This is a genomic window from Psychroserpens algicola, assembly GCF_014526325.1.
Taxonomy (GTDB): Bacteria; Bacteroidota; Bacteroidia; order Flavobacteriales; family Flavobacteriaceae; genus Psychroserpens; species Psychroserpens algicola.
Genome location: NZ_JACNMJ010000006.1, coordinates 195686 through 222219 on the forward strand (window position 1 = coordinate 195686; position 26534 = coordinate 222219).

General features: G+C 33.9%; 27 protein-coding genes and 1 other RNA gene. 17 read left to right on the top strand and 11 right to left on the bottom strand.

The window, feature by feature from the left end; all coding sequences use genetic code 11:
• Positions 1–7: 7 nt before the first annotated feature.
• Both kdsA and H7350_RS13320 read left to right on the top strand, forming a co-directional pair.
• Positions 8–826 carry a 3-deoxy-8-phosphooctulonate synthase gene (gene kdsA, locus H7350_RS13315; protein ID WP_204346409.1) on the top strand — a complete coding sequence of 273 codons (819 nt, stop codon included), beginning with the start codon at positions 8–10 and terminating at the stop codon, positions 824–826.
• Between the two features lie 214 nt (positions 827–1040).
• On the top strand, positions 1041–1514 hold the full coding sequence (locus H7350_RS13320; protein ID WP_204346410.1) for a GNAT family N-acetyltransferase: 474 nt from the start codon (positions 1041–1043) through the stop codon (positions 1512–1514).
• 3 nt (positions 1515–1517) lie between these two features.
• On the opposite strand, the gene H7350_RS13325 is transcribed toward H7350_RS13320, so the two are convergent.
• Positions 1518–1877, bottom strand: a complete 360-nt coding sequence (locus tag H7350_RS13325; protein WP_204346411.1) for a DUF1801 domain-containing protein — start codon at positions 1875–1877, stop codon at positions 1518–1520.
• Between the two features lie 529 nt (positions 1878–2406).
• Positions 2407–2760: a hypothetical protein gene (locus H7350_RS13330; RefSeq protein WP_204346412.1), complete on the bottom strand. Its 354-nt coding sequence runs from the start codon at positions 2758–2760 to the stop codon at positions 2407–2409.
• Positions 2761–2867: 107 nt separating this feature from the next.
• Here H7350_RS13330 and H7350_RS13335 point away from each other — a divergent pair, with 107 nt between their 5' ends.
• The 9 genes from H7350_RS13335 to H7350_RS13375 are packed head-to-tail and all read left to right on the top strand — an operon-like array spanning position 2868 to position 8573.
• Positions 2868–3482 carry a hypothetical protein gene (locus H7350_RS13335; RefSeq protein WP_204346413.1) on the top strand — a complete coding sequence of 205 codons (615 nt, stop codon included), beginning with the start codon at positions 2868–2870 and terminating at the stop codon, positions 3480–3482.
• Between the two features lie 42 nt (positions 3483–3524).
• Positions 3525–3818, top strand: a complete 294-nt coding sequence (locus H7350_RS13340) for a transcriptional regulator (protein ID WP_204346414.1) — start codon at positions 3525–3527, stop codon at positions 3816–3818.
• A gap of 54 nt (positions 3819–3872) precedes the next feature.
• Entirely contained in the window at positions 3873–5279 is a 1407-nt protein-coding gene (locus tag H7350_RS13345; RefSeq protein ID WP_204346415.1) for a DUF4153 domain-containing protein, read from the top strand.
• A complete protein-coding gene (locus tag H7350_RS13350) occupies positions 5276–5647 on the top strand; it encodes a hypothetical protein (RefSeq protein ID WP_204346416.1) in 372 nt (123 codons plus the stop codon). The genes H7350_RS13345 and H7350_RS13350 overlap by 4 nt, the downstream gene beginning before the upstream one ends.
• Complete coding sequence (locus H7350_RS13355; RefSeq protein ID WP_204346417.1) at positions 5644–6195, top strand: Coq4 family protein; 552 nt, start codon at positions 5644–5646, stop codon at positions 6193–6195. Before H7350_RS13350 ends, H7350_RS13355 begins: the two co-directional genes overlap by 4 nt.
• Before the next feature lie 14 nt (positions 6196–6209).
• Positions 6210–6839, top strand: coding sequence for a SanA/YdcF family protein (locus H7350_RS13360; RefSeq protein ID WP_204346418.1), 630 nt, complete (start codon positions 6210–6212; stop codon positions 6837–6839).
• The gene (locus tag H7350_RS13365) at positions 6836–7219 is read left to right on the top strand and encodes a ribosomal maturation YjgA family protein (protein ID WP_204346419.1); all 384 of its coding nucleotides are present in this window, start codon (positions 6836–6838) and stop codon (positions 7217–7219) included. Before H7350_RS13360 ends, H7350_RS13365 begins: the two co-directional genes overlap by 4 nt.
• A complete protein-coding gene (locus H7350_RS13370; RefSeq protein WP_204346420.1) occupies positions 7207–7863 on the top strand; it encodes a DUF1361 domain-containing protein in 657 nt (218 codons plus the stop codon). Before H7350_RS13365 ends, H7350_RS13370 begins: the two co-directional genes overlap by 13 nt.
• A 5-nt stretch (positions 7864–7868) precedes the next feature.
• A complete protein-coding gene (locus tag H7350_RS13375; RefSeq protein WP_204346421.1) occupies positions 7869–8573 on the top strand; it encodes a hypothetical protein in 705 nt (234 codons plus the stop codon).
• A gap of 2 nt (positions 8574–8575) precedes the next feature.
• Here H7350_RS13375 and H7350_RS13380 read toward each other — a convergent pair whose 3' ends face one another.
• Together H7350_RS13380 and H7350_RS13385 are read right to left on the bottom strand one after the other, a co-directional pair.
• On the bottom strand, positions 8576–9781 hold the full coding sequence (locus H7350_RS13380; protein WP_204346422.1) for an NAD(P)-dependent oxidoreductase: 1206 nt from the start codon (positions 9779–9781) through the stop codon (positions 8576–8578).
• 66 nt (positions 9782–9847) lie between these two features.
• Positions 9848–10060 (bottom strand): hypervirulence associated TUDOR domain-containing protein, encoded by a 213-nt coding sequence (locus H7350_RS13385; RefSeq protein WP_204346423.1) that lies wholly within the window; start codon positions 10058–10060, stop codon positions 9848–9850.
• 314 nt (positions 10061–10374) lie between these two features.
• On the opposite strand from H7350_RS13385, the gene ssrA reads away from it, so the two are divergent.
• The 3 genes from ssrA (at position 10375) to H7350_RS13400 (ending at position 13829) form a co-directional block, all read left to right on the top strand.
• Positions 10375–10770: a transfer-messenger RNA gene (gene ssrA, locus H7350_RS13390) on the top strand.
• Between the two features lie 584 nt (positions 10771–11354).
• The gene (gene glgA / locus H7350_RS13395) at positions 11355–12560 is read left to right on the top strand and encodes a glycogen synthase (RefSeq protein ID WP_204346424.1); all 1206 of its coding nucleotides are present in this window, start codon (positions 11355–11357) and stop codon (positions 12558–12560) included.
• Between the two features lie 3 nt (positions 12561–12563).
• A complete protein-coding gene (locus tag H7350_RS13400) occupies positions 12564–13829 on the top strand; it encodes a glucose-1-phosphate adenylyltransferase (protein WP_204346425.1) in 1266 nt (421 codons plus the stop codon).
• A 29-nt stretch (positions 13830–13858) separates the two neighbouring features.
• Here the strand turns inward: H7350_RS13400 and H7350_RS13405 are convergent, their stop codons facing one another.
• From H7350_RS13405 to H7350_RS13430, 6 genes are all read right to left on the bottom strand, one after another.
• On the bottom strand, positions 13859–14692 hold the full coding sequence (locus H7350_RS13405; protein WP_204346426.1) for a hypothetical protein: 834 nt from the start codon (positions 14690–14692) through the stop codon (positions 13859–13861).
• A 52-nt stretch (positions 14693–14744) separates the two neighbouring features.
• A complete protein-coding gene (locus H7350_RS13410) occupies positions 14745–16493 on the bottom strand; it encodes a hypothetical protein (RefSeq protein WP_204346427.1) in 1749 nt (582 codons plus the stop codon).
• 23 nt (positions 16494–16516) lie between these two features.
• Positions 16517–18097: a phage tail sheath family protein gene (locus H7350_RS13415; RefSeq protein WP_204346428.1), complete on the bottom strand. Its 1581-nt coding sequence runs from the start codon at positions 18095–18097 to the stop codon at positions 16517–16519.
• Positions 18098–18121: 24 nt separating this feature from the next.
• Complete coding sequence (locus H7350_RS13420; protein ID WP_204346429.1) at positions 18122–18952, bottom strand: hypothetical protein; 831 nt, start codon at positions 18950–18952, stop codon at positions 18122–18124.
• 40 nt (positions 18953–18992) lie between these two features.
• Complete coding sequence (locus H7350_RS13425; RefSeq protein ID WP_204346430.1) at positions 18993–19502, bottom strand: Pvc16 family protein; 510 nt, start codon at positions 19500–19502, stop codon at positions 18993–18995.
• A gap of 226 nt (positions 19503–19728) precedes the next feature.
• Positions 19729–21963, bottom strand: coding sequence for a transglycosylase domain-containing protein (locus H7350_RS13430; protein ID WP_235989352.1), 2235 nt, complete (start codon positions 21961–21963; stop codon positions 19729–19731).
• Between the two features lie 305 nt (positions 21964–22268).
• Between H7350_RS13430 and msrB the strand changes: the two genes are divergently transcribed.
• The 3 genes from msrB (at position 22269) to H7350_RS13445 (ending at position 24097) form a co-directional block, all read left to right on the top strand.
• Positions 22269–22730: a peptide-methionine (R)-S-oxide reductase MsrB gene (gene msrB, locus H7350_RS13435; protein WP_204346432.1), complete on the top strand. Its 462-nt coding sequence runs from the start codon at positions 22269–22271 to the stop codon at positions 22728–22730.
• Positions 22730–23281, top strand: coding sequence for a peptide-methionine (S)-S-oxide reductase MsrA (gene msrA / locus H7350_RS13440; RefSeq protein WP_204346433.1), 552 nt, complete (start codon positions 22730–22732; stop codon positions 23279–23281). The genes msrB and msrA overlap by 1 nt, the downstream gene beginning before the upstream one ends.
• Positions 23282–23365: 84 nt before the next feature.
• A complete protein-coding gene (locus H7350_RS13445; RefSeq protein WP_204346434.1) occupies positions 23366–24097 on the top strand; it encodes a nitroreductase family protein in 732 nt (243 codons plus the stop codon).
• Between the two features lie 5 nt (positions 24098–24102).
• Here the strand turns inward: H7350_RS13445 and H7350_RS13450 are convergent, their stop codons facing one another.
• Positions 24103–26469 carry a protein-disulfide reductase DsbD family protein gene (locus tag H7350_RS13450; RefSeq protein ID WP_204346435.1) on the bottom strand — a complete coding sequence of 789 codons (2367 nt, stop codon included), beginning with the start codon at positions 26467–26469 and terminating at the stop codon, positions 24103–24105.
• Between the last annotated feature and the right edge of the window lie 65 nt (positions 26470–26534).

A 26534-nucleotide genomic window follows, 5' to 3' on the forward strand; every position in this document is an offset into this window, starting at 1 on the left:
AAAGCAGATGCAGTTATCAGACGTTCCTAAACTGAAACACACCGATTCTAACAACTTCTTTTTACTTTGTGGTCCTTGCGCCATTGAAGGTGAAGATATGGCATTACGTATTGCTGAACGTGTACTATCTATTACTGACACGTTAAATATTCCCTATGTTTTTAAAGGAAGTTTTAAAAAAGCAAACCGAAGTCGGATTGATAGTTTTACAGGAATAGGTGATGACAAAGCCCTTAAAATTCTTCAGAAAGTATCACAGACTTTTGACATTCCTACTGTTACAGATATTCATGAAGTTTCTGATGCAGATAAAGCTGCTGAATATGTTGATGTCTTGCAAATACCTGCATTTTTAGTGCGTCAAACCGATTTAGTTGTAGCTGCTGCCAAAACTGGCAAAGTGGTGAACCTTAAAAAAGGTCAGTTTATGAGTCCGGAAGCCATGAAACATGCCGTTCAGAAAGTGAAGGATTCTGGAAGTGATAAAGCATGGATAACAGATCGTGGTACCATGTTTGGATATCAGGATATGATTGTTGACTTTAGAGGTATTCCTACAATGAAATCTTTTGCACCAACAGTTCTAGATGTCACACACTCATTACAACAACCTAATCAAAGTGCAGGTGTTACAGGAGGTCGACCAGATATGATTGAAACTATTGCCAGAGCTGGTGTTGTAAATAATATAGATGGTTTGTTTATTGAAACTCATTTTGATCCTGCTAATGCCAAAAGTGATGGTGCTAACATGTTGCATTTAGATAACCTTGAAGGCTTATTAAGCAATTTGGTCGCCATTAGAAAAACTGTTAATGGTTTATGATTGATCTTATCTTGTACTTGATAGGTTGGATAATATTAAGAGTGAATTACCCTAAGAAAGAAGAACGACAGACAATTTTAAAAAATAAATATGATAATAATCTCGTAGCTGTTGCTACAGAGTGGCCATTAAAAATTTTTGCAGTTATATTCGTCATAATACTTATATTCTTTTTAATAGCTGTAATATACAGAACAATAGTTCCAATATAATCATGATAGACGACATCGAAATTAGAGAAGCAACCTTAGATGATATTCCTGAAATTACTTCAATTTTCAGAGATACAGTTAGAGCAGTAAACAGTAGAGACTACAATGAAAAGCAGATAGAGGTTTGGGCTTCGGGAGCTGATGATATAGACAAATGGGAAGAGCGCATCAAAAGATTTTATTTTATTGTTGCTCATGTTGGAGATACCATTGTTGGTTTTTCGTATTTAACTAAAGGCTATTATCTCGATGGCTTATTTGTTCACAAAGATTTTCAAAGACGAACCATTGCTTCAAAATTATTGCGCATTATAGAATCTCAAGTGTCTATTAATGGCTTTGAGGTTATAAAATCTGATGTAAGCATTACGGCATTACCATTTTTCGATTCACATTTCTATGAAGTTGAAAAGAAACAAAAGAAGTCTCATAAAGGGATGGTTTTCGAAAACTATATCGTTTACAAAGAATTATAAGGATTACTTCAAAAACGATTTATTCTTGTGCTTCTCTACTTCTTTCAAAATATTAATAAACAACTGGTCGTCAATATCATCTAGCATTTTGTAGCGCATAGATTTAACAACTTTACGCTTTTCAGACACCATAAATTCGGTGTATTGGGTTAAATGTGCCGAATGCCAAAATCCAACATCAACATAATCTTTACTTTGATTTAAATAGCAAATGGGTCTTGAGTTAACATAATAACAAGGGATTCGCCATTTGTATTTTAATTCAGCTTCAGGAAACGTATGCTCAATTAGTAATTGCAAATGCATGAGTATGGACTTGTAAGGCTCTGACTGTTCTAATATGTAAACTTCAGCTGGATTCATTATCTAAGAATTTTATTATATGTAATAGATAAAATATGTGATTACTCTTCTATTTTCACTTTGCTATATTAGTATCTATTCTCAAAATTACGAATTGATTGACACTAATGTAAAGAATTATCCGAAATTTGATTCGATTGAACAATTGGTACTTTGAGTCAATAACAGCTTTAATACAGACATTGAAAAATCCAGAGCTCATTTCACATGGATAGCTAATAATGTCACTTATGACTTAGACGAATATTATGCCATTCGTCCGCCAAAGTTTTATATTACATTTGACTCAGAACGCATTAACAGAAGCATCACAAATCAACGACAAAAAAAGCTTGCCCGACGCGTTTTTTAAAAGATGTAAAGAATTGTGTATGGGCCTGAGTGCTCAGTATAAGGAACTTTGCAACCAATCCAATATAGAGGTTAAAATTATTGAAGGCATCACTAAAGTATAAATCAGGTACATCTAAAATACTAAGCCTGCACTATGACAATGAAAAAATTCTGGATTTTAAGATTGAAAACTGATCTAAAACAGTCTTAAAATTCCAATAACAAGAAGTCCAATACCAATTATTGCTTTAAACGGCATTAGTTTATCAGATAGTTTTTTTAATGCATCTCCAAAAGCAGGTGCTTTTCCAATAGCATGCGTCAATAATAGAAAACCTCCTAAAATACTAACTACATTTAGTAGTGGTGAATTCCAGAACTTCAGTATAGCCAACCCAACAAGTGCGCCACCTATAACGGTTTGAAATGGTGCCAAAACACCAGCGATTTTATTAAAAAAATTGCTTTCTCCATCCCATTTATCTAGTGTTGCTAAACCTAATAATATACCTCCTGAAATATTAGCAATGGTTAAAAGTAATCCAATCATAATCTAAATTATTAAATATTTACAAGCTAAATTTAACCAATAAATTGTGAATAATATTTGTTAAATCAGAATAAATTAATTTACTTTGTATTTCAAAGTACTTTTACATGGAATCAAAAAACTATTTACAAGATATCACAGAAATCAAAAACCTGATGCACAAGTCGTCCCGGTTTATTTCTCTAAGTGGTTTGTCTGGAATACTTGCTGGTATTTATGCACTTATAGGTGCTGCAGCTGCGTATTACATTGTAACAAATTCCTCAAGAGGCTATCTAATTCTCGATGGCACGATATATAAAATTTGCATGGCCATTTTAGTTGGTGTAGCGGCTTTAAGCATTGCTACTGGTATTTTCTTAACCACCAAAAAGGCAAAAAAGAATGGTGAAAAAATATGGGATAATTCTTCTAAACGATTATTAATTAATTTTTTAATTCCGCTGGTCACTGGAGGTATTTATATTCTCATTATTTTAAATCAGGAACGTTATGGACATACCGCAGCCCTCATGTTGATATTTTATGGATTAGCGCTCATTAGCGCTTCAAAATACAGTCTTGGTGATATTAGATATTTAGGACTCACTGAAATTATTCTTGGTTTAATTTGTGCATTTTATCCTAGTTATGGCTTTTGGTTTTGGGTTATTGGATTTGGGTTTATGCATATTTTCTACGGAACATTAATGCATTTTAAATATGATAGGAAAAAAGAGTAATCAGTATCACTTAAATTTACACACTGAATACTTAAACAAAACGTGAGCATTATAACTAACATAAACAAGGTCTTTGACCATCGTATCAGACTTGGCATCATGTCAATTCTAATGGTCAATGAATATGCCGATTTTAATATGCTGAAAGAACTCTTAGGTGCTACAGATGGTAATCTGGCGAGCCATACCAAAGCGCTGGAGAAAGCTGAGTACATCAGTGTAGAAAAACAATTTATTGGACGAAAGCCTAACACACGCTACTCCACTACAAAACTAGGTAGAGTAGCATTTAATAAACATATAGAAGCACTAGAAAAATTAATTAATAAACAATAAAACATTTTTTTTATACGTTTACTTTGAAATACAAAGTACTTTAACAATGCCACTATGAAACACATTTCAATTCTCATCGCGTCCTTTTTATTTAGCCTTCTCTTTTTTGATAAGTCTATTGGTTTGAATCTATCAATCTTTAGTATAATCACGATTGTGTTTTTAGGGTTTTATAATCTTAAAGCTTTTAAAAACCTGAGGATACGCTTTTATACACTAGCCTATATAATAACAGCCATTTTTGTATTTGTACAGCATTCAGGTTTGTCTATCATCGCAAATTGTATAGCCTTTTTCACATTGGTTGGTGCAATTTCAGAACAAAACACATCCATTTATATCAATTGGCTTAATGGTATGTTCACCACAATAGCCGCTTTCTTTTACAAATATATTTCAGGAAATAGCTCCGAAGAAAAAGTAGACTGGAAAAAAAATATTGACATCCTTCACCTCGCTAAACTTATTGGAATTCCTTTAGTATTCATCATCGTGTTTGTGCTTTTGTATAAAAACGGAAATCCTGTATTTAATGATTTAATCAACACCATTAGTTTTGATTTTATCAACTTTCAATGGGTGTTATTTACCATCTTAGGATATTATCTATTTAGTAACATTTCAAAACCTGTTCAAATAGAACCCATAACCTCTCAAGACAAACAGATCACAGACAAACTTTACAAATCTGAGCACTTTTCCGAAGTACAACTAAAAAAAGAAAAACAGCTTGGTACTACTTTGCTCGGACTCCTAAACTTGCTTATCCTTTTGTATATCGCTACAGATGTGACTTACCTCATGACTACCAACGCAACGACAGGAACAGAACTATCATCACAAGTTCATAATGGGATTAATACATTAATAGCATCAATCCTTATCGCAATAGTGATCATTCTATACTTTTTTAGAGGCAATCTTAATTTTTATAGTGAGAATAAAATTCTTAAAAACTTAACCTATGTATGGATTATTCTCAATGTAAGTCTTATTGGCCTCATTGCTATCAAGAATCAAAACTACATCGCTTTATATGGATTAACTTACAAGCGCATTGGTGTGTACGTCTATATTTTGTTAACGTGTGTAGGACTTATCACGACCTTTTTAAAAGTCCTCAATATCAAAAATATGGTGTATTTATTTCGAATAAACACACAAATTGCTTTCATATTACTCATAGTATTTAGTACAATCAATTGGGACCATACCATCACTAAATACAACCTTAATACTGCTCAAAACTTTGATATTAGTTACCTCATAAACTTATCTAATAGAAATGCTGTACTGCTCTACGAACAAAAAGACAATATCATAGCTTCGCATGAGCATAAAAAAAGGATAGACACAAAGTACTGGTCATATGTTGAAGATGTAGTTCAAAATGAATGGCAGGAATACAGCTATGAAACCTTTGTTATTTCAAAAAAACATCCAAACTCAGAAACTAAATGAATTTACCAGGCAACCTTTTTAAATCTGCTTTACTAGCATTTGCTATTTTCTGGTTCATTATTATATCAGAAGACGGTATAGATAGTGACACTCTGTTACTTATGTTTTTGTCCTGTATTCCAATATTCCTAATGGTTACCATAGTTATTATTGGTTCCATTTGCCCCGTATTTTGGCTAGCATCTAAAGAGCATACTAATAAACAAGACATATTTAAAACCTATTTTCCGTATTACGCCATTATCGCTTCTAGTGCTTGTGTCTTCGGAATTTACGCCTCTAATAATGAACTAATAGCCTTTTTTTCGTCCGCTTTTATAACCACGTGCCAATCCTGGGTTTGGTTCGCAAAAGAAAAAAACGAATGAAAGACTTTCGAAAAAAACTTATAGAATGGCTTTTTGAGCATTCACAACACATCTACACACAATGGTTTAAACATCATAAACCATGGGGAATCTATCGTAATGAACTCCTATCCTATCCTGAACATTCCTTTGGCAGACATCTAGGCAGCTTCCTTCAGAACAACAATTTTGAACTTATAGCAAAAGTAGAACGTCATGATGCCTACCATACTTTAACCGGTTATGGTACTAAAGTAGAAGATGAAATTGCGTTACAGTGTTTATGCTTTGGAAACGGTAAAAGGAGTCCGTATCTCTATGGTGCCATGATTTTGGGTGTTGCCATTTTACCTGAATATTATGTCTATTATCACAAGTCGTATACAATAGGCAAAAATGCTAACCCATTTCATCAGTTTGATTATAAACAGTTGCTTTACATCGACATCAACGATTTAAGACAAGCCATTTTTTCTGAAAAGCAACGTCAACAATTGTCATTTCATACAGATGACAGAATTAAAACCTGCAGTGTAAAATCTATGAATCTGTATGCATCAACATCTTGATTATTTATAATATTATGAAAAAACTAAGACTCCTTATATTAATAGCCATTGTGCTTCTTTTTGGTTTGATTATTACCAATTATATGGTAAGCTATCAAGCTAAAGATCATATCTATGATTCTGTTGATGAAATTCCTCAAAATAAAGTAGGTTTACTACTGGGTACTATTAAATATTTATCCAACGGAAATGTTAATCTGTATTATACTTATAGAATTAATGCAGCAGTAGCACTCTACAAAGCACATAAAATAGAATATATACTGGTTAGTGGTGACAACGGAAGCAAAACCTATGATGAACCCACAACTTTTAAAGCCGATTTAGTAGCAAAAGGCATTCCTGAAAATAAGATTTTTTTAGATTATGCCGGATTTAGAACCCTGGATTCTGTTGTAAGAGCTAAAGACATCTTTGGACAAGATTCTATAACAATTATTTCTCAACAATTTCATAACGAGCGTGCCATTTACCTCGCTAATCATAATGATGTAACAGCTATAGCGTTTAATGCTCAAAATGTTCAAGGGCGTTATGGCCTGAAAGTACAATTGCGTGAGTATCTAGCTAGAGCTAAAGCTTCAATAGATGTCTTGTTTAATGTAGAACCTAAGTTTTTAGGTAAAAAAATAGAAATCAAATGACCATCAAATTCAATACACTCTTTTTTGCCTCAAGCTTAATGCTGCTATCTATAGAAATATGTATTGCTGCATTTTTAACCGAAGGTTTTATACGACACACTTTTGGTGATTTTTTGGTGGTCATTTTAATGTATTGCATGATTAGAACCTTCATTCATATCAAACCTATATACATTGCCAGTGTCGTTTTAGCATTTTCATTTTTAATTGAGTTTTTACAACTGTTTGATTTCTTAGACTATCTAAACCTTCAAAATCATCGTCTTGCTCATATAATTCTAGGCAGTACGTTTAGCTTTTCAGACCTCATCGCCTATATCTTAGGCGTTATTACCATTTTTTTAATAGACACAAAAATTAGTATCACATGGACACCATAAAAACACATATTCTTAACAGATTTAAAATTCTATCCTTATTAACCATTTCAATGGCATTGAGTATCATCTTACTGATGATTAGAATGAAAATTCACCAATCATTTTATTTATTATTTCTTGTATGGAATTTATTTCTGGCCATCATTCCTTATGCCATCACAACAAGCCTTACCAGTACATCAAAGCTGAATAAACTTACTTTATTCATTTCGTTTGCTGTCTGGTTATTATTTTTACCAAACGCACCATACATCGTTACCGATTTATTACATCTAACACGTACCAACCAACATTTTTTATGGCTAGATATTTTGGTCATTATGTCTTTTGCTTTTAACGGATTGATTTTATTTTTCTTATCACTTTCAGATATGGAACACCTATTGAAACAATATCTCAACCCAAAGCTTATATCACCTATGATGCTAAGCATTTTTGGTTTGACAGCATTGGGCATTTATTTAGGACGCTTTTTACGCTATAATTCTTGGGAGATATTACATAATCCGTTACATATATTTTCAGATATTTACGATATCATATTTCAACCGCATATAGAAGCCTGGGTATTTACTGTCACTTTTGCTTCTTTTTTAGCCATAACCTATTGGTTGTTAAAAGCATTTTCTAATTCTAAAATTTAAAACTCATGAAAAACATCATTCTAATATGTAGCCTTATCTTAGCTTTCACAGCTTGTAAAACTGATGATAAACGAAAAGTAGTAGATACCGTTGATGCCATTCCTGAGCTAAAAAAAGAAGAGCATTCAGTAGATATTGCAGATTTACCAATATATATCGATAGTACAAATTACGTCATTCATCCTATTGGAACCTATAGCATCGAAAACTCAAGATCGAGCAAGTATGGTGGCGATAGTTTTTACAGCCAGAATTACAGTGTTGCCAAATATAATGGCTACAGAATTGCTGGAGATTTATCTAATGTAAAGTTTCAAAATATACACTCTGATGTATTAAAACCACTCACAAACAATATCATTAAAATACATCAAATGTCATTTCTGTTTGAATCCTTTAAAACATTAAAAAAAGGCTATTATGTATACGATGTTATTGATAAAGACACCAATGCTAACGGAAAATTAGACAAACAAGATTTAAAGTCAATTTACATAAGTTATAATGATGGAAGTCATTTTAAACGACTCTCTCCAGAACATCAAGATTTAATAGAATGGAAACCTTTACCTATTAACTCCAGATTATATTTTAAAACTATAGAAGATACCGACAATAATGGTGAGTTTGATAAAAAAGACAAGATGCATTATTTCTATTATGATCTGAAAGCTACAGATGCTAAAGTCACTGAATATTTTCCAATCTAACACTATTGTCCGTTGACATAATCCTGCAAATACTTGTAACGTTCGGTTAACTGACCATCTGCAGTAGTAATTTTTGCTCGTTTTAAAATACCGCGTTCATCGCCATTAAAAAATGCTGGAATAACGTGCTCTAAAAACATGTCACCAAAGCCTTCACTGGCATCTTTAGGCAATTCACAAGGTAAATTATCGACAGCCATCATTGTGATAGCATCATTAGCATCGAAAGCAACTTCACTTTCGGTTTGTGGGTCATAACCATAAAACGGATTGGCGATAGTTGAAGGTCTGATTGTACTCGCTACTGGTCCGTCGATATCACACGAAATATCAGCGATGAGATTAATTCTAAAATCTGGATGTTTAGCATCATCTCTTGTAAACATATAAGGTGCATTATTTCCGTAGAAATGACCTGCTATAAAATAGTCGGTTTCTTTAGCATAAGGCATAAAATTACTTTCATAGCCTATAGGATCTTTGTAGAACTCCCACTTATCACCCACTTTACCATCGGTACGTTTGGCATATTCCATAACATCAGCCATGACATATACAGGTTCGGTAAACTGAGACGTAAGGTATAAGGCATCACTTACTTCCTTAATTTTTAAATGGTCTAAAATTTCTTTTGCTCCCATAGCTACCTTACCAGTTCCTGTGAGAAGGATCTTGATATTAGGTAATGTAATTTTATCTAGTTCGGCTTTAACTTCATTTAAATCGGCCAGCGTTTCTACCTTAGGCAAATTAAACAACTTATCTCTTAAGCCCAATGCTCTAAAGCCGTTATATGCACCAACCAAACCAGCATAACGTCCAAAACCTATGAGTCTTGCACCACTTTGCTTAACAATGGTTTCGTGGTCAAACATTTCGATATTTTTATGAAGCATATCCACTAAAAGCTTTCTATTGTAAGGTTGCTTTTTAATCGTATGCGAAAAGTAAAAATATTTTTTATTTGGAATTAAATGCTCTAATGGCACTTCCTTTACGCCAATCATCACATCGCAATCGGACACATCATCAGTCACAGTAAACCCAAGTTCTCTATAGGCTTCATCAGGAAACACACGAATATCTGAAGATTCTACTACAAATTCGGCTTGTGGAAATTGTGCTCTAGCTTCTGCTAGCTTTTCTGGTGAAAATACCACGCGACGATCTGGTGGATTCTTACGTTCTTTGATGATAGCGAATTTCATATGAGATAATTTTTCACGAAAATAAGCGGATTTTACCGCTTTAGCAAGTCAATTTTTAAGGAAAAATCAATCTACACGCTCTACTTCACTTTCGCTTTTTAGGACATAATCACCATCATCTTGTTGAATATAAAGGGCTTTATTATCTTCTTCTCCACGACGTGTAACATCATTCCCTTTTATTGTTTTAGTCACTTTTTTGGTATATACTTCTTCAACTTTTCCTTTTGCGGTTCCGTTGCCCCAAGTCCACTTCACCTCTGTTCCTTTTCTGATCATTGTTTTTTGAATTTACTTAAAACTAATAATTAGAACTGACATTTTTTCTTAAAAGGATTATAAAAAGGGTTTGGTATAGCTTTTGAGTCAATATTTTTAGTAATTTCGCACACCTTTCACGGGTATTACAGGTGATTGGGATGTTGCGTTAAGGATGGAACGGTTTGTTTGAGCTCCTCGCAGAGAGCGAGTAGTGAGAGCCTGACCTGAAAGGGAACGCTAAAAAAATTACTAAAAGAGATACGGATAAAATTTCGAAATAAGTTCGGGATAAATTCGAGGACGTAAATTAAAGTTTACTATCTCATTATAATGGGGTCGACTGGTTTTGACAGCGAGACTCATTAAACGGTAAGCACGTCGTGTAATGACATTGAAACACGTAAAAGGCTAGGTCAACTTTTTAAACGGCGAGAATAACTACGCTTTAGCTGCCTAATCTGAATCACAGTAAGATTAAGCCACGTCCTACTAGGTAGGAAAGCTAAATGTCTCCAGAAAGCCTTGGTTAATGGCGTTCTTAATAGAGGCATCGTAAATATTAACTTAGATGGTGTAGCGCTTTGATGCACTTTCGAGATTAAAAAGCTAAGTGTTGAGTAGGTTGTCTTTTGCCAGCTTAACATCGAAAACCTAATAACAGAATAAACGTGTAGAAAGCTCTTTAATAGCTTGTTTGGACGAGAGTTCGATTCTCTCCGACTCCACATTAAGCGCAATTTGATTGCGATTTGGAATGAAAAAATCTGACAAGTTTACTTGATCAGATTTTTTTGTTTTAAAGCATTTGTCCTGTAAAGACAATACATTGCATTTGCAGTAACGGCATGGTGAGCAAGGTGAATCTAGCCGCTTCGGTAGACCCGTCCAAAATCTAAATTGGAATCATCAAAATCCATTTGGAATACCATGTCGTAGTCTCCTTAAGACAACTTACAATCATAATGTCATACAATTGTGATTTTTACACATATTAAGTTGCCTTTTCAGAACAATTTGAAAACAAGAACATTAAATTTCAGATAAAAGACTGATTTGTTTCAAATACTGATATTTTTTATTTAATTTCATGTTAAAATCTAAATGAATAGAAATGAGACTTGAAATTTATGCTTAAAGCCAATTAATATTTCAGATAAAAACGCTCAAATTCATTCATCAAGAAAACTATTACATTACAAAACATATCATACTGCTATAAAGCATACGACATATAACTGGACAATTATATTTGTTTAAAAGTTATATACGTTGTTGAATGCATATCATATGTGATACACTAAAACCACCAATTATGAAAGTTGTTTTTTACACCAGAGAATTTCCACCTTATGTATATGGAGGCGCTGGCGTTCATGTTGAATACTTGGCAAGTGAATTGGCCAACCTGATGGATGTTGAAGTGAGATGTGTTGGAGATCAAGATGTAGCAAATGGCAACTTAACCGTTAAAGGATTTTCTTCTGAAGCTCTAGATTTGTCAAATACTACTGAAAATTTAAAGCCTATTTTCAAGTTTATGGAAACCTGTATAAGGATGAATACTGGTGTTTTTGATGCTGATGTGGTTCATTGCCATACCTGGTATGCTCAGTTTGCAGGAATTGTTTCTAAGCTTTGCTATGGCACACCATTAGTCGTTACTACGCATTCATTAGAACCTCTGCGTCCTTGGAAAAGAGAGCAACTCGGTAAAGGTTATGATGCCTCATCATGGATTGAAAAAACAGCAATTGAAATGGCAGACGCCATTATAGCAGTTTCTGAAGAAACAAAAGTTGATGTGTTAAAACATTTTAATGTCGATGAAGATAAGGTAAAAGTGATTTATAATGGTATTAACCTGGATGAATACAAAACCACTTCTGATACTTCTGCATTAGAGCGCTATAATGTTGATACCAGTAAGCCTTATGTTTTATTTGTAGGAAGGATCACACGCCAAAAAGGAATTATACATTTAATTAATGCTATCAAGCATATTGATAAAGACACGCAAATTGTATTGTGTGCAGGAGCACCAGACACTAAAGAAATTGAATTAGAAATGCAGGAACGCGTTGCTGAAGTCCAAAAAGAGAGAGATAATGTGATTTGGATTTCTGAAATGCTCAACAAAAAAGACATCATTCAGTTTTATTCTCATGCTGATGTGTTTTGTTGTCCATCAATTTATGAACCTTTCGGAATTATAAACATTGAAGCGATGGCTTGTAATACTGCTGTTGTAGCAAGTGCTGTTGGTGGCATAAAAGAAGTCGTTGTTCATAATGAAACAGGCTTATTAATTCCTGTCGAACAACAACAAGAAGCACCATTTGAGCCTGAAAATCCTGAAAAATTTTCCAGAGATTTAGCTGAAGGTATTAATCAATTAATTAGTAACTTAGCTTTAAGCCAGTCTATGGCAAAAAAAGGGCGTCAGCGTGTTGAAGATCATTTTGACTGGAAATCTATAGCCGTTCAAGTAAAAGAATTATACCAATCTGTAACAAAATAGCATATGATAAATAATGATGTATTAGCCATAATTTTAGGTGGAGGTCAAGGCTCCAGGCTTTACCCCTTAACTGCCGAACGTTCTAAACCAGCTGTACCTATTGCTGGAAAGTACAGATTAGTAGATATTCCTATTTCCAATTGTATTAATGCCGATATCAAACGCATGTTTGTTTTAACGCAATTTAATTCGGCATCTTTAAATCGTCATATTAAAAACACATATCACTTTAGTTTTTTTAGTTCGGCATTTGTTGATGTCCTGGCTGCAGAACAAACGCCAGGTAATAAAACCTGGTTTCAAGGGACTGCTGATGCTGTACGTCAAAGTATGCACCACTTTTTAAGTCATGATTTTAAATACTTTTTGATTTTATCTGGTGACCAATTATACCAGATGGATTATCAAAAAATGATTGATGCACATATTAAAAGCAATGCTAAAATTTCTATTGCAACTATTCCTGTAAATGCAAAAGACGCCACGTCATTTGGTATTATGAAATCTGATGATAATGATGTCGTTACTTCATTTATAGAAAAGCCTGATAAAAAATTGCTTCCAGACTGGACCTCTGAGGTGAGTGATGAAATGAAAGGTCAGGGTCGACATTATTTAGCATCTATGGGTATTTATGTTTTTGACAGAGACTTGTTAGCTAAATTGATGGAAAATCCAGATACTAATGACTTCGGAAAAGAGATCATTCCTCAAAGTATCGACACTCACAAAACCGTGAGTTATCAATATGAAGGCTACTGGACAGATATTGGAAACATAGATTCTTTTTTTGAAGCCAATATCGGATTGACAGATGACATCCCAAAATTTGACTTATACGACAAGACCAAACGAATTTATACCAGAGCCCGAATGCTTCCAACTACAAAAATAGCAGGAACAACTTTAGTGCGATCGGTGATTTCGGAGGGCTGTATTATAAGTGCTGCCAAAATTGAAAAATCTGTGATTGGTATTCGAAGTAGAGTTGGAAAAGAATCAACAATCATCAACACATATATGATGGGTTCTGATCATTATGAAACTCTAGAGGAAATTGAAAATAATAAAATCAAAGTCCTGCTTGGTATAGGTGAACGCTGTTTTATTAAAAATGCTATTATTGATAAAAACTGTAGAATTGCAGATGATGTCAGAATCAATGGAGGAAAACATTTAGAAGACACCGAAACTGACATGTATTTTATAAAAGATGGTATTGTCGTAATTAAGAAAGGTGTTACAATCCCAAAAGGTTACGTGATTTAAACTGATAAAAATAAACGAGTACTATTAAATTACATAGCAGCCTCAACAGCATTTAATTCATCGGTTAAAGACTGTAATTTCAACTTGGCATTATCTAAGGACAACGTTACATCCTTTAATTCGGCATCACATAATTCAACCGCTTTAGCATTTGTTATGTAATTAGTCTGTGCAGCATTATACATATCGTTTACGAAGTCTTGTAAACTTTTAGCATCAATAGCATCAGCATCTACTTCATGAGTAGCTCCAGGACGCACAACATCTAAAAGTTTAAAGTGCCCAATGAGAAGTGCTAGTAAGTCTAAAGATTGTTTATACTCAGTGGTAGCCGCAGATTGAGATTTTGAAATCAAAATTTGCGTTTCAAAACTTGATTCTAAAGCCTTAAAAGTGAAATCAAACGCAGTATTTGCATCTACTTCAGCTGTATTAATCATGTCTACCAACTGATCAGAGATTAAAGGGTTTTGAGCTTTAATTGTCTTAATAAGATTAGAGAGTTTACTTATTAAATCTATGTTATATATAAGGTTTTCCAGAAGCACCTTAATTTCAGAGTCAATAGATAATGTCTCTGATTTTAAATGACGTATAGCTTTATACAAATCTCCTGAATCATCAAATAATTGTTTTGCTTCTTGCACAAGTGTATCTATTCGCTTTTTATTTGTATCTGCTTGATTGGCATTAGCTTCGGAAGTATTTAAAGAAGCATTGTATCTCGTTTGTTTTTCTGAAAGAGCATTATATATAGCTTCATAGTAGTCTGCTTCATATTTCGCTTCATACACTAGATTTTTAAGCCTATCCAATTCGGCTTGTTTAAAATCGGTAACTTTATAAAAATCATTATTTGCCATAGCTATCTTTTTTTATGCGTTTACGTTTAGGGTCTTATGAATTTATTAGTAGTTATTTTATCACAAATGGTTTTGTTTGCAAAGGATCTGAAAGCGAAATTGCATATTGTTTTGCTGTCTTATCTGTCCCATCAGATGTAGTTAAAATCACGGGAAGGTAGGTTTGCCCTTTGATTAGTGGATGCCCAAAACTGTCTGTCGTATTCGCTTGAATTTTCACTGTAGCAGTAATAAAAGTACTTGGTGCTGCGTTTTTATACTGAGCAACAGAATAATTACTAACAGGAACTTTATTAGCCACAACACTATTAAAAATTGGTATTGGTGACAACTCGTATAAACCATCAAGGCCATTTAAAAGAGACATACTTAAGGCTTTTTCCTTCTTAATCTCACTAATACTCTTATTATTTTGTTCCTCTAAATCATGTATAAATGTTGCCATTTCAGATTCAGTTAAAAACCTGTTTTGTTTATCCAAAGCATAAGGCAAAAAATAACATCTGTACTCTGGTGTAAATGCAGTGCTTATTTGATTTACTTCAAACGTTAATACGCCATCTATCGTCGAACCCGGTTGCTTCAGCATCACTTTGATGGAACGTGCTTCTGGTGAATTTAATTTGTATTTCATGCTAAATGCTAACGAAGGTGCCGATAACACATCAGAATAATCATTACGCATCTTTTTATAGTCATCCGTAAACTCTATCATTAAAAAAACCACATAATCATTACCTCTAATAAGTGTTTCTCCATCTGTATCCAGAACTTCATCGAACTCAATCACTTTCTTTATCTTCCCATCAGTACTTACGGGTTTATTTTTACCATCCATTTCGATAATAGTAAAGCGTTTTTTTCCTTCGCCTGTAGCGTGTAATAGTTCCTGCGCTTTTGCAATACTAAATGCAGATTTATCCTTGTCTTTTACAAAAAAGAGCACATAGTCCTTTACACCATTAAAAGGTGCTTTTGTGGTGTTATAAAAGAATGACTCAACATTATTAAAAGCTATTGTAAACATATTGCCAGACTTACCTTCTGTTATAACATTAAGCCCAAAATTGACCGTTTTATTAATATTATCATAGGTATTTAAGTGGCCTTTACAATTAACAAATGTATGTTGTAATCGACCTCCTAAAGTCTTCTCCTCAGACAAGGCTTTGAGTAAATTACTTTTATTATTAGCTACTTTTTCAGAAAGTAAACTTTCATTTTTGTTAGCATCTCCTAACATTTTGACCGCTTCTAAATGAATCTTTTCAACATGAGTAACAACTACTTCTGGAACCATTTGAGCAGCCAACACAGAGGTCTCCATTGAACGTTGAGAACTTATTTGTGCGTTAAAAGCTGTTTTCTTGATTAGCGAGTTAATTGTATCAATTTGGTTTAAAATATCACTTCCACTGTCTGAAGCATTAACAATATTATAAATACTTCCAACATCTGCTGCTAGCTTTAGAATGGCATTTGCTGCCCTCTGTATATTGCTAGCCATAATGGCAACACAATTTACAGATGCTTCAACAGAAGTTTGAATTTCATTAGCAGATTCTGTAAGCTGTTTAGTTATTTCATTAGTATCTGTTAGTTGTGATTTTAATTTCATTAGCAATTCATCTGCTTTTTCAGATTCTGTAACTTTATTACAATCATTTACTCTTGCGCCTTGCATATAAAATAAACTCAGCACAGATGCTTCTAACTGTACATTTAACTTACGTTGCTCAAGTACTTGTTCATTTAATAGTGATTTTGCAGCATCACTTAAACTATTATTGAATTTACCCAAAATATATCGTGTTAACTGACTATTTAATTAGTTGTAGTCATTTGTTGTTCAAACGTAATTACTATAAATTCTGCAGGTCTAACCACAGCGACCTTAATACTCACTTTCATAAGTCCGTTCAAAACATCTTCGCTAGTCATTGTTGTTCCTAAACCACACTGTACAGAAAATGCATCAGAAGCCATAGCACCTTGAAGTCCGCCTTCTTTCCAAATGCTAGTCAGAAAACTAGAAAGCAGTGCTTTGACAGATTTCCATGTATTTGCATCGTTAGGTTCAAACACATAAGCACGAGCGGCAAGTACTGATGACTGCTCAATAAATATCAATGTTCTTCGTACTGAAATATATCTCCAATCATTACTATTGCCATCTAATGTACGTGCGCCCCAAATTAATATCCCAACACCATTAAAAAACCGAATAGCATTGATAGACTTTCCTGAAATAGCATCTACATTTAGCCCAGCTTGTTCTGCCTCTGTAAGTCGGATTGGCAGTGACACTGCTCCCACTATAGACCTATTTGCAGGCGATTGCCAAGGTCCTATTTCATTGTCGGTTACAGTAATGACACCTGCCATTCCTCCACTTGGTGGAAGTACATTTATTACTGATAGTACTTTTGCTATGATATCATGATATATACGACTAGCATTGAGTAACGCAGTATGAAGCTGACTTATATTTGAATGTATTGTAGATGAATCTTTAATTGCTTTAATAATACTGGTTATATTCGGATTAGATAAAGATTCAGATTTTAATAAAACTGCCAAAGCATCAATATTACCTCCAAAAAGATTTGTAAAATCTATATCGGTATCTTGCATTATTGTTGTTCCAATAAAAGGATAATACGCACAACCATAACTCAGTCCTTCTACTCCAGTATTGTTTCTGAACGTTGAAATATCTTCAGTATAAAAAAAAGGATCTGGCTGACGTCCTCCAATCACGTCAAATATGCTTATCGCAGATTTCATTTCAGCATTTTGTAATAACATTGATTGCATGAGTGTCGCATTATTTTCAAAAGATAATAATGTTGCTTCAGGACAGATATACATCGTGGGCTCAGCTTCATTTTCCAATAATTTGATCCCAGCAAGTAAATCATTTAATTCAACATTTGGATTGACCACATGATCTTCTGGATTTGAAGGATTCCCAGATGGATCACCATAGGTGCCAACCGATACAACATAGGCATCTCCTCCTCCATTAAGAAAAAATAAACGTATACTATTGTACAAATAATAAATGGTATTAGGATCAGGAACGATGGCATAAAGGCTGCCTTCAATCGTTATAAAATCTCCCTTAACTGGTTGCTGGTCTTGTTTAACCAAATAATAATCTGGGTTATACTGTTTTACAGGCTGTTCAGGAGGCACTGAATCTGGATAACAATAAATGGACTGAAATTCAGCAAATGATGATATTTTTTTAGGCACATTAATATAAGATACGCCTTCATATTTAGCTTGTGGTGTATAGCCTACAAAAGCTGGCACGGCTGTAGGAACAGGAACAACAGAATTTCCGAAAGCATTAATCTCTTCAATATAAACACCTGGAGTTTTCATTTTATTTTCATTCATTAGTTTTTATTTTAGACGATTAACTTATATGTAAATATAGATTGGTGATAAAAAAATTTGTTTTCCATTTTCTTCTTTGAGAGTAATTAAATTAGCATTTGCACCAGGCAAACTGTTGATGATTTTCTTCAGACCTTGCGACGATTCATTTGGTGACTCAGAATTATCGGTAATCACATCATACAAACTAAATGTATAGTGATGCTGTTGACTTAGTTTTAAAGGCATTTCACTAATTATCTCAAAAGCTTGTACTCCTTGTTGTGTGGTCACTAATTTTGGTGGTTGAAAAGAGATATCCTGATCACTTATTATATGTGGTTGTTTAAGATGAAAATCACTTCTATCTATTATGAAATATTGCCAATAAGTTGCTCTGGATTCGAATGCAATAACAAACTCTGCATCAACAGCATCTATAATATCTTGAAAATAGATGTTTACCTCAGCAAATTTATCCGTCGAGCTTAGATGATGCTGTATTGGATTTAAGACTATCGAAGTTTCTGTAAAGGTATTATCAGCTGAGCGACTTTCATAGAGAATTGATTGCTGAGTATCCAAATCAATTTGAGTATAATTATAAAAATAAGGGCTTTTAATTTCGATATAGAAATCAAAATAATTTTGAGTTAATTCCGAATCTAAATGATTAATAAAATCAATAATCGAAGATTCCGAATTCATATAAAAACTACAATTGCTAAGTGTTCTTTTAACCTGAATATCGAACCGTCTCATAATGTCTTGCGTGATTGGACCAAATAATATATTTAAATCTTCAGGAATTAACGTACTGAAATAGCCATGCGTTATTTTGATTTCAAAGATTTTCTTATAGCGAACGGTACTCATTAATTCTCGATGTTTAAAGTTTTAAAATTTCAATCTTAATTCAAATTTCATCCGTATTAATTGACACCAAACGAAGTTTATAAATAACAGAAGGTCGATATATTGCATTCAATGCATTCCAAAGACTATCCGTTTCTTGATACCCCAACTTTTCCATTTCAAAAGACATCTGTTCAATAGTGTCTGGCATATTGGGTCTTGTATTAGAATCTATTACTGGATGGGTATGAAAAAAAGTAATTACGGCATCGAGAAATTTTAAAGACTCATCATAGCTGTCAAAATTTGAAGCGACCAAAACATCCAGGTTATACCTGTTGCTAACAGGCTGTATATTTGGCGCATTCGCCGGATGAACAGTATTTCGGATAGATTTATCCAGTTCTAAATTTATAAATGACACAACCACTTTATTCTGATTGACTCTTTCTGTCGAATTATCAGCATTTACAATAGCATTGCAAATAACAACATCATCATGTAATCTAAATTTATTTTTAATGTATTGATTGAGGAGTTGCGTAGTAAATTGTAGAGCGTTCTGAATCATAATTATTCTATTTCACTTAATTGTATAAATAAATGTTTAGGACAGCATAACTTAATATACCATCATACTATTATTTCTAAATAAGTGTCAACAGAATTAATTCTGCAACTGTGGGAGAAGCTAAATGTACAAAATAAAATACATACTATTTCATATTACAAAAAAGAATAAAACAAATTAAGGCGCCTTAAAAATTTGATTTCAAACACAGCACAAATCTTTTAAATTATTGCTTTTTCTTAAGGAAATTGAAGAGCCCTTTTTTCTTTTTCTTTATAACTTCGGAAGAAGAATCAAACTCACGTTCTTTTTTATCTTTCTTAAACAGACGCTTTAAAAACCCATCGCGTTTTTCTAATTCACAGTCTAATGCATTAATGACAGCTTCTGATGGTGCTTCAAATTTCGCCTGAGTAATGGCGTTGAACTGATTATCGGTATTCATCTCTTTTAAAAACAAAGCAACTATTGGTAATGCCGAATTGGCGCCTTGTCCAATAGATGTATTGCTAAAACCAATGCGGTGATCATCATTTCCAACCCAGGATAACATGACTAATTTCGGACTTAAGCCAACAAACCAGCCATCCTTATTATTTTGTGTAGTTCCTGTTTTTCCTGCTAAGTCATTTTGAAGTCCGTAACGCGAACGTATGCGCTGTGCAGTTCCAGAATTAATTGTAGATTTCATCATCTCAATCATGGTTTGCTGTGTGGTTTTCGAAAATGCTTCAGGTGATTCGTTAGCTTGCAGACTTTCATAAATCACTTGTCCTGTCTTATCTTCTATTTTGGTAATATAGAAAGGTTTTGAAATACGTCCTTCATTTGCATAACTTGTATAAGCTTCAATAAGTTCTAACATTGATAATTCTGCAGTCCCAAGAGCCAATGAAGGCACTTTTGGTAGAGGTGATTTGATTCCCATTTTTTGAGCCTGTTCGATTACTGCCTCTATACCAACATCTTCAAGCACCTTAACTGCAATTGTATTTACAGATTCACTTATCGCTTTTTCCAAAGAAAAGTTGAGATGTCTATCTGTTTCATTTTCGCCGTTATTCGTTGGTGTCCACCCCTTTTGATTGGTATATGTCACTTCTTTAACAGGATAATACGAACAAGGTTCGATTCCTTTTTCTAAAGCAGTTGTGTAAACTAACGGTTTAAATGTAGAGCCTACCTGACGTTTAGACGCTGAAACGTGATCGTATTTAAAACGTTCAAAATCAATACCTCCAACATAAGCCTTAATTGCACCAGATTTAGGATCAACAGCAACAAAACCTGCATTTAAAAATTTCATGGTATGCTTTAGACTATCCAAAATTGAAGATTCTTCTACTAGATCACCTTTCCATGAAAACAATCTAAAGTTCCCTTTTGCTTGTAAACTATCCATGATTTGTGCATCACTCCAATTCTTCTTTTTTAAAGTTTTATAGAGTTTTAGACCTTTAATTCTGCTATCAATCAAAGCCGTATTTTTTATCCATGGTGCTTGTGTTCCATACGCCTTTTCAAACTGATTTTGAAGTGTCGCCATGTGCGTTTTCATTGCGGTTTCGGCATAACGTTGCATTGCAATATCAAGTGTGGTATGAATCTTTAAACCATCTTTATACAGGTCATATGCTATGCCATCTTTTGCATTGATACTATCCAAAACACGCTTAACTTCCAATCTGATTTTTTCACGGAAATAAGGTGCTATACCATCAGTGTGGTTAAATTTTCTATAATCAGTCTCTAACGGTATATCGCTGGTTGTCTTTTTTAAAGCCTCATCTATATAGTCATATTTTTCCATTTGTTGCAAAACAACATCACGCCTTAACTGACTTCGCTCTGGAAATAATCTAGGGTTGTAACCATGAGGCGCTTTTAATGTCCCTATTAAAGTTGCCGACTGCGCTAAACTCAGGTCTTTTGTTGTTGTATTGAAAAATCGCTGAGAAGCACTTTCTATCCCAAAAACATTTTCACTAAAAGGTACCGTGTTTAAATACAAAGCAATGATTTCCTGTTTAGAATAAATGCTTTCAAAACGTTTGGCAACAATCATTTCTTTTACCTTATTCACTGGCATTGAAAACCAACCATGCTTTTCTCTTCCATAGATATTTTTCACTAATTGCTGACTGATAGTACTTCCGCCTCCAGAGGAATTATCTTGCAATAAAATCGATTTAAAAAATACCCGAAACAAACTTGTGTAATCCACACCATTATGCTCATAAAAACGTGAATCTTCAGTAGCAACCAAAGCATCTACTAAATGCTTAGGCAAATCTTCATAGGATACTATTTGCCTATCAAAAATGAAATATTTTCCCAGTAACTCACTGTTGGCATCTAAAAGCAATGTAGCTTCTGCCTGCTTAATATCTTTTAGATCTTTACCAGATGGCAGAGTTCCCCAAAGTCCGATATACACCGAAAACCAAAATAATAAAAGCATAGCTAGCCCAGCTAATAGAGTTTTGATTATACGCTTTAGCCAAACTGACTTTATTTTAAATGTCATAGATAGGAATATAATGATTGGTTATGGTTTATATACGAATTTACTGTCAAAATAGATGTTATTTATAAAAATAAATTCAATAGAATTCTAAATTTATCTCGTAACTTTAGGAGACCATACTTCATATCTAAAATGAAGTATAAAAAACTTCAATACTGTAAGATTATGAGTTTCATTTCGACTAAAATGTGAAGTTAATTATACAGTAATTATTAAATAAAACAGAAAGGACAAAAGCTATGTTAACTTGGAAAGACTTAATCAACTTTGCCGTAAACGGTAATCCAATTCCTGAGCGCAGAGTTGAAAAAACAGATGCCGAATGGCGTCAACAATTAACTCCAGAGCAATTCAGAATTACGCGTCAAAAAGGAACCGAACGCCCTCACAGTGGTGCTTTATGCAGTATCTATGATGAAGGCCAATACAATTGTATTTGTTGCGACACTCCTTTATTTGATTCGACCATAAAATTTGAATCTGGATCGGGATGGCCAAGTTTTACACAACCTATTAAACCAAACGCAATCAAATATGAAAAAGATGCTTCATTTGGAATGGTTCGCGTAGAAGTCATGTGCAATACATGTGATGCACATTTAGGACATGTATTTCCAGACGGCCCTGAACCAAGTGGATTGCGTTATTGTATCAATTCAGAATCTATGCAACTAGATTCTAAAGTAGAGGAGACTAAATAATGACACATAAGACATTAGAACAATTAACCGTAGGAGCTGGATGTTTCTGGTGTATTGAAGCGGTTTACAACGAAGTAAAAGGTGTAGAAAAAGTGGTTTCAGGATACAGCGGTGGCACAGTACCAGGAACACCAACATATCGTGAAGTATGTTCCGGATTAACTGGCCATGCCGAAGTGGTTCAGGTCACCTTTGATCCAGACATTATCTCTTACCAAGATTTGCTAGTTATTTTTATGACAAGTCATGACCCAACTACATTAAACCGTCAAGGTGCAGATGTTGGTTCGCAGTATCGTTCTGTGATTTTTTATCACGACGATACACAAAAACAAGTAGCCAATTTGGTTGTTAAAGAGATGGCTTCCTATTATGAGAATCCTATTGTAACTGAAATAAGTGAATTAGGTCCATTTTTCGAAGCAGAAGCTGTGCATCAAAACTATTATGCCAACAATCAAACTCAAGGGTATTGTAGTTTTGTAATTACACCAAAACTGGCAAAATTGAGACAAATGCATGCTGACAAATTAAAAACCAGCGTGACTTAACACTCATTTTAAGCTATAATTTTCGCCTCCATTTTTCAAATTAACTAATGATAAATGGAGGCTTTTTTTCGTTATATTCAGCCTATGGAAAAAACAGTAACAGAAGCAATTAATTATAGAAGATCTACCAGAGTTTATAAAAGTGAACCCATAGACTCCCTAAAAGTAAAACAGTGCCTTTATCAAGCATCGCTAGCACCTACCAGCAGCAATTTGCAACTATGGGAATTCTATCATATCACAGACAAAACTCTACTTGATCAACTTGCTGTGGCTTGTCTTAATCAAAATGCAGCTAAAACTGCTCAACAGCTTGTTGTTATAGTAACAAGAAAAGACTTATGGCGACAACGTGCTAAAGCAAATATCGAATTTCTCAATAAAGTTTACGACAAACCAAATCTTGAAGAGCGCTGGTTAAAACGAAAAAAAATGGCCATTGATTATTACCAAAAACTAATTCCGACGATCTATACCGATGTTTTCGGAATATTGGGTTTTATCAAGTATCTGGTTTTTCAAATTGTTGGCTTATTCAGACCTGTGTATCGTCAAACCCGTTTAAGTGACATGCGAATTGTGGCACACAAAAGTGCCGCTTTAGCAGCTGAAAATTTTATGCTAAGCATGTCTGCAATTGGATATGACACCTGTCCGATGGAAGGCAGTGATACGCTTAGAGTTAAGCAAATTTTAGCCTTGCCCAGAGGTGCCGAAATTAACATGGTCATTGGTTGCGGAATCAGAGATGAAGACAAAGGCATATATGGACCTCGGTTTAGAGTCCCTTTTGAAGATGTGTATTTTGAAAAATAAAATCTCTATTTAAAGTTTTCTAAGCCTTTTACAAGCCATTCATAATACTCATCAACATTAGGTGTATAAGCTGTTGTATGATTTAACAACGACATATCATGATCCAATAAAACATAAAAAGGTTGTGAGTTATTTTTAAAGTTTATCGTTTGCAAAGTCGCCCACTTATCACCTATAGTTCTAATTTTTTTAACGTTACCTGAAGGTCTTAGAAATTCAAATTTTTCTTCTTCGGGTAGCTCTTTCCTGTCATCAACATATAACGAAATAATGATATAGTTTTCATTTAACAAATCATAAACCTTAGGTTTACTCCAGACCTGCTCTTCCATTTTACGACAATTTACACAAGCCCATCCAGTAAAATCAAGCATTATGGGTTTGTTTTCAGACTTAGCCGCAGCAATACCTGCTTCCAGATCTTTGTAACAATTAAGATTTAAAGGGCATTCAGAAGTTTTATCATACAAACTATAAAACAGCGGAGGTGGAAAACCACTTAGAAGTTTTAGGTTAGCATATTTTGTATTGGTCAATCCTGGAATTAAATAAATCACAAATGCAACAGTCAATATTCCTGTTGTAATACGGCCTTTACCCAATTTATTTAATGGCCCATCATGTGGAAATTTAATTTTTCCGAAGAGATATAATGCCAAACCTATACCAATAATAATCCAAAGACCTATAAAGATTTCACGCTTTAAAAGTCCCCAATGCTCCACTAAATCGGCATTAGATAAAAACTTAAGCGCTAAGGCTAATTCTATAAATCCTAAAACGACTTTAACTGTATTTAACCAGCCTCCAGATTTAGGCAAAGAATTAAGCCACTTAGGAAACATTGCAAATAAGGTAAATGGTAATGCTAGCGCCAAACCAAAGCCACTCATACCTAGTGTTAGTTGTGTTGCTCCACCATCAGATGTAAGCGAGCTTCCCAACAAAGTTCCTAATATGGGTCCAGTACATGAAAATGAAACAATAGCTAAAGTAAGCGCCATAAAAAACACGCCTATGAGTCCGCCTATTTTATTCGCTTTACTATCAAGTGCATTACTCCATGAAGCGGGAAGTGTCAACTCGTAATACCCAAAAAATGAAAACGCAAATGCAATAAAAATGATAAAGAAAATAATGTTTAATGTCACATTAGTAGATACATTATTTAATATTTCAGGATCTAGTGAATCTAATAAATGAAATGGTAAACTCAATAAAAAGTAGATAAGGAATATGAAAAAACCATACATTACTGAATTGGCAATTCCTTTTTGATTGTTTCCAGCACTTTTGGTAAAGAAGGATACCGTTAATGGTATCATTGGAAATACGCAAGGCGTCAACAACGCTATTAAACCTCCAAGAAATCCAAGTAAGAATATGGTAAAATTGCTCTTCTCTTCTACTTTCTCTTCTTCAAATTTCTCCCATCCAGACACATTAAGTTTTAATGCTTCAGACAATTTTCTACTACGTTCACTTAATACAATATTACTCTTAGAAATAAGCTCTCCTGTAAGCGAATATTCTAAATCCAAATAACTAGGAGCCAAACATTTCTCATCATCACAGGCCATAAATCCAACTTCGGCTTTTATGCTTTTTATATCTTGATTTGACACTTTGATATGCTGCCTAAATTCGGCAGAGTCTTCAAAATACTTCACTTTCATCTGGAAGACTTTATCATCAATAGTGACACCTTCCTCTTCATTTGTATTACCAATGAGTTCGACACCATTTTCTAAAGTGTAATCAAACGTTGTTGGTATTGGGCCGTCATCAGGAACATTTTGAGAATACAAATGCCAGCCTTGATCTATCTTAGCTTTAGACACCAATACATATTCTGTATCCGATATTTTTTCTACGGAAGCTTCCCAGGTAACTGGTTCAAATATTTGAGATGTCTCATCAGTTTTTAAATTAAACTTTAGTTCAACATAATCTGGTGGTAAGCATTTTTCATCATCGCAAGCCATAAATTCAACTTCACCTTCAACAATTGAGAGTTCTTGATTTAAGACTTTAATACGCTGTTTGAATTCTGCTTTATTTTCAAAAAACTTGATTTTCATTTGAAACACAGGATCGTCAACAACATGACCATCGTCTTCAGAAGTCGTTCCACTAAGTTCGTAATCGGCATTCGCTTTGTAGAGAAATGTAGTTGGAATTGGTCCGTCATCTGGCACACTTTGAGAGTATAAATGCCAGCCACTATCTATCGTTGCAGTAGAAATTAAATCGTATTCGGTATCAGAAATTTTAGCAACTGAAGTTTCCCATTTTACAGGCTCTAAAATTTGAGCATTCGTAGTGATTGAAAATACAAAAATACTGCAGAGCGAAAGAATTAAATGCTTCATTAGAATTAGTTAGGTTTTGAAAGACGCTAATTTAAAAAAAACAAAGGGATTAAATAAGTTATTGA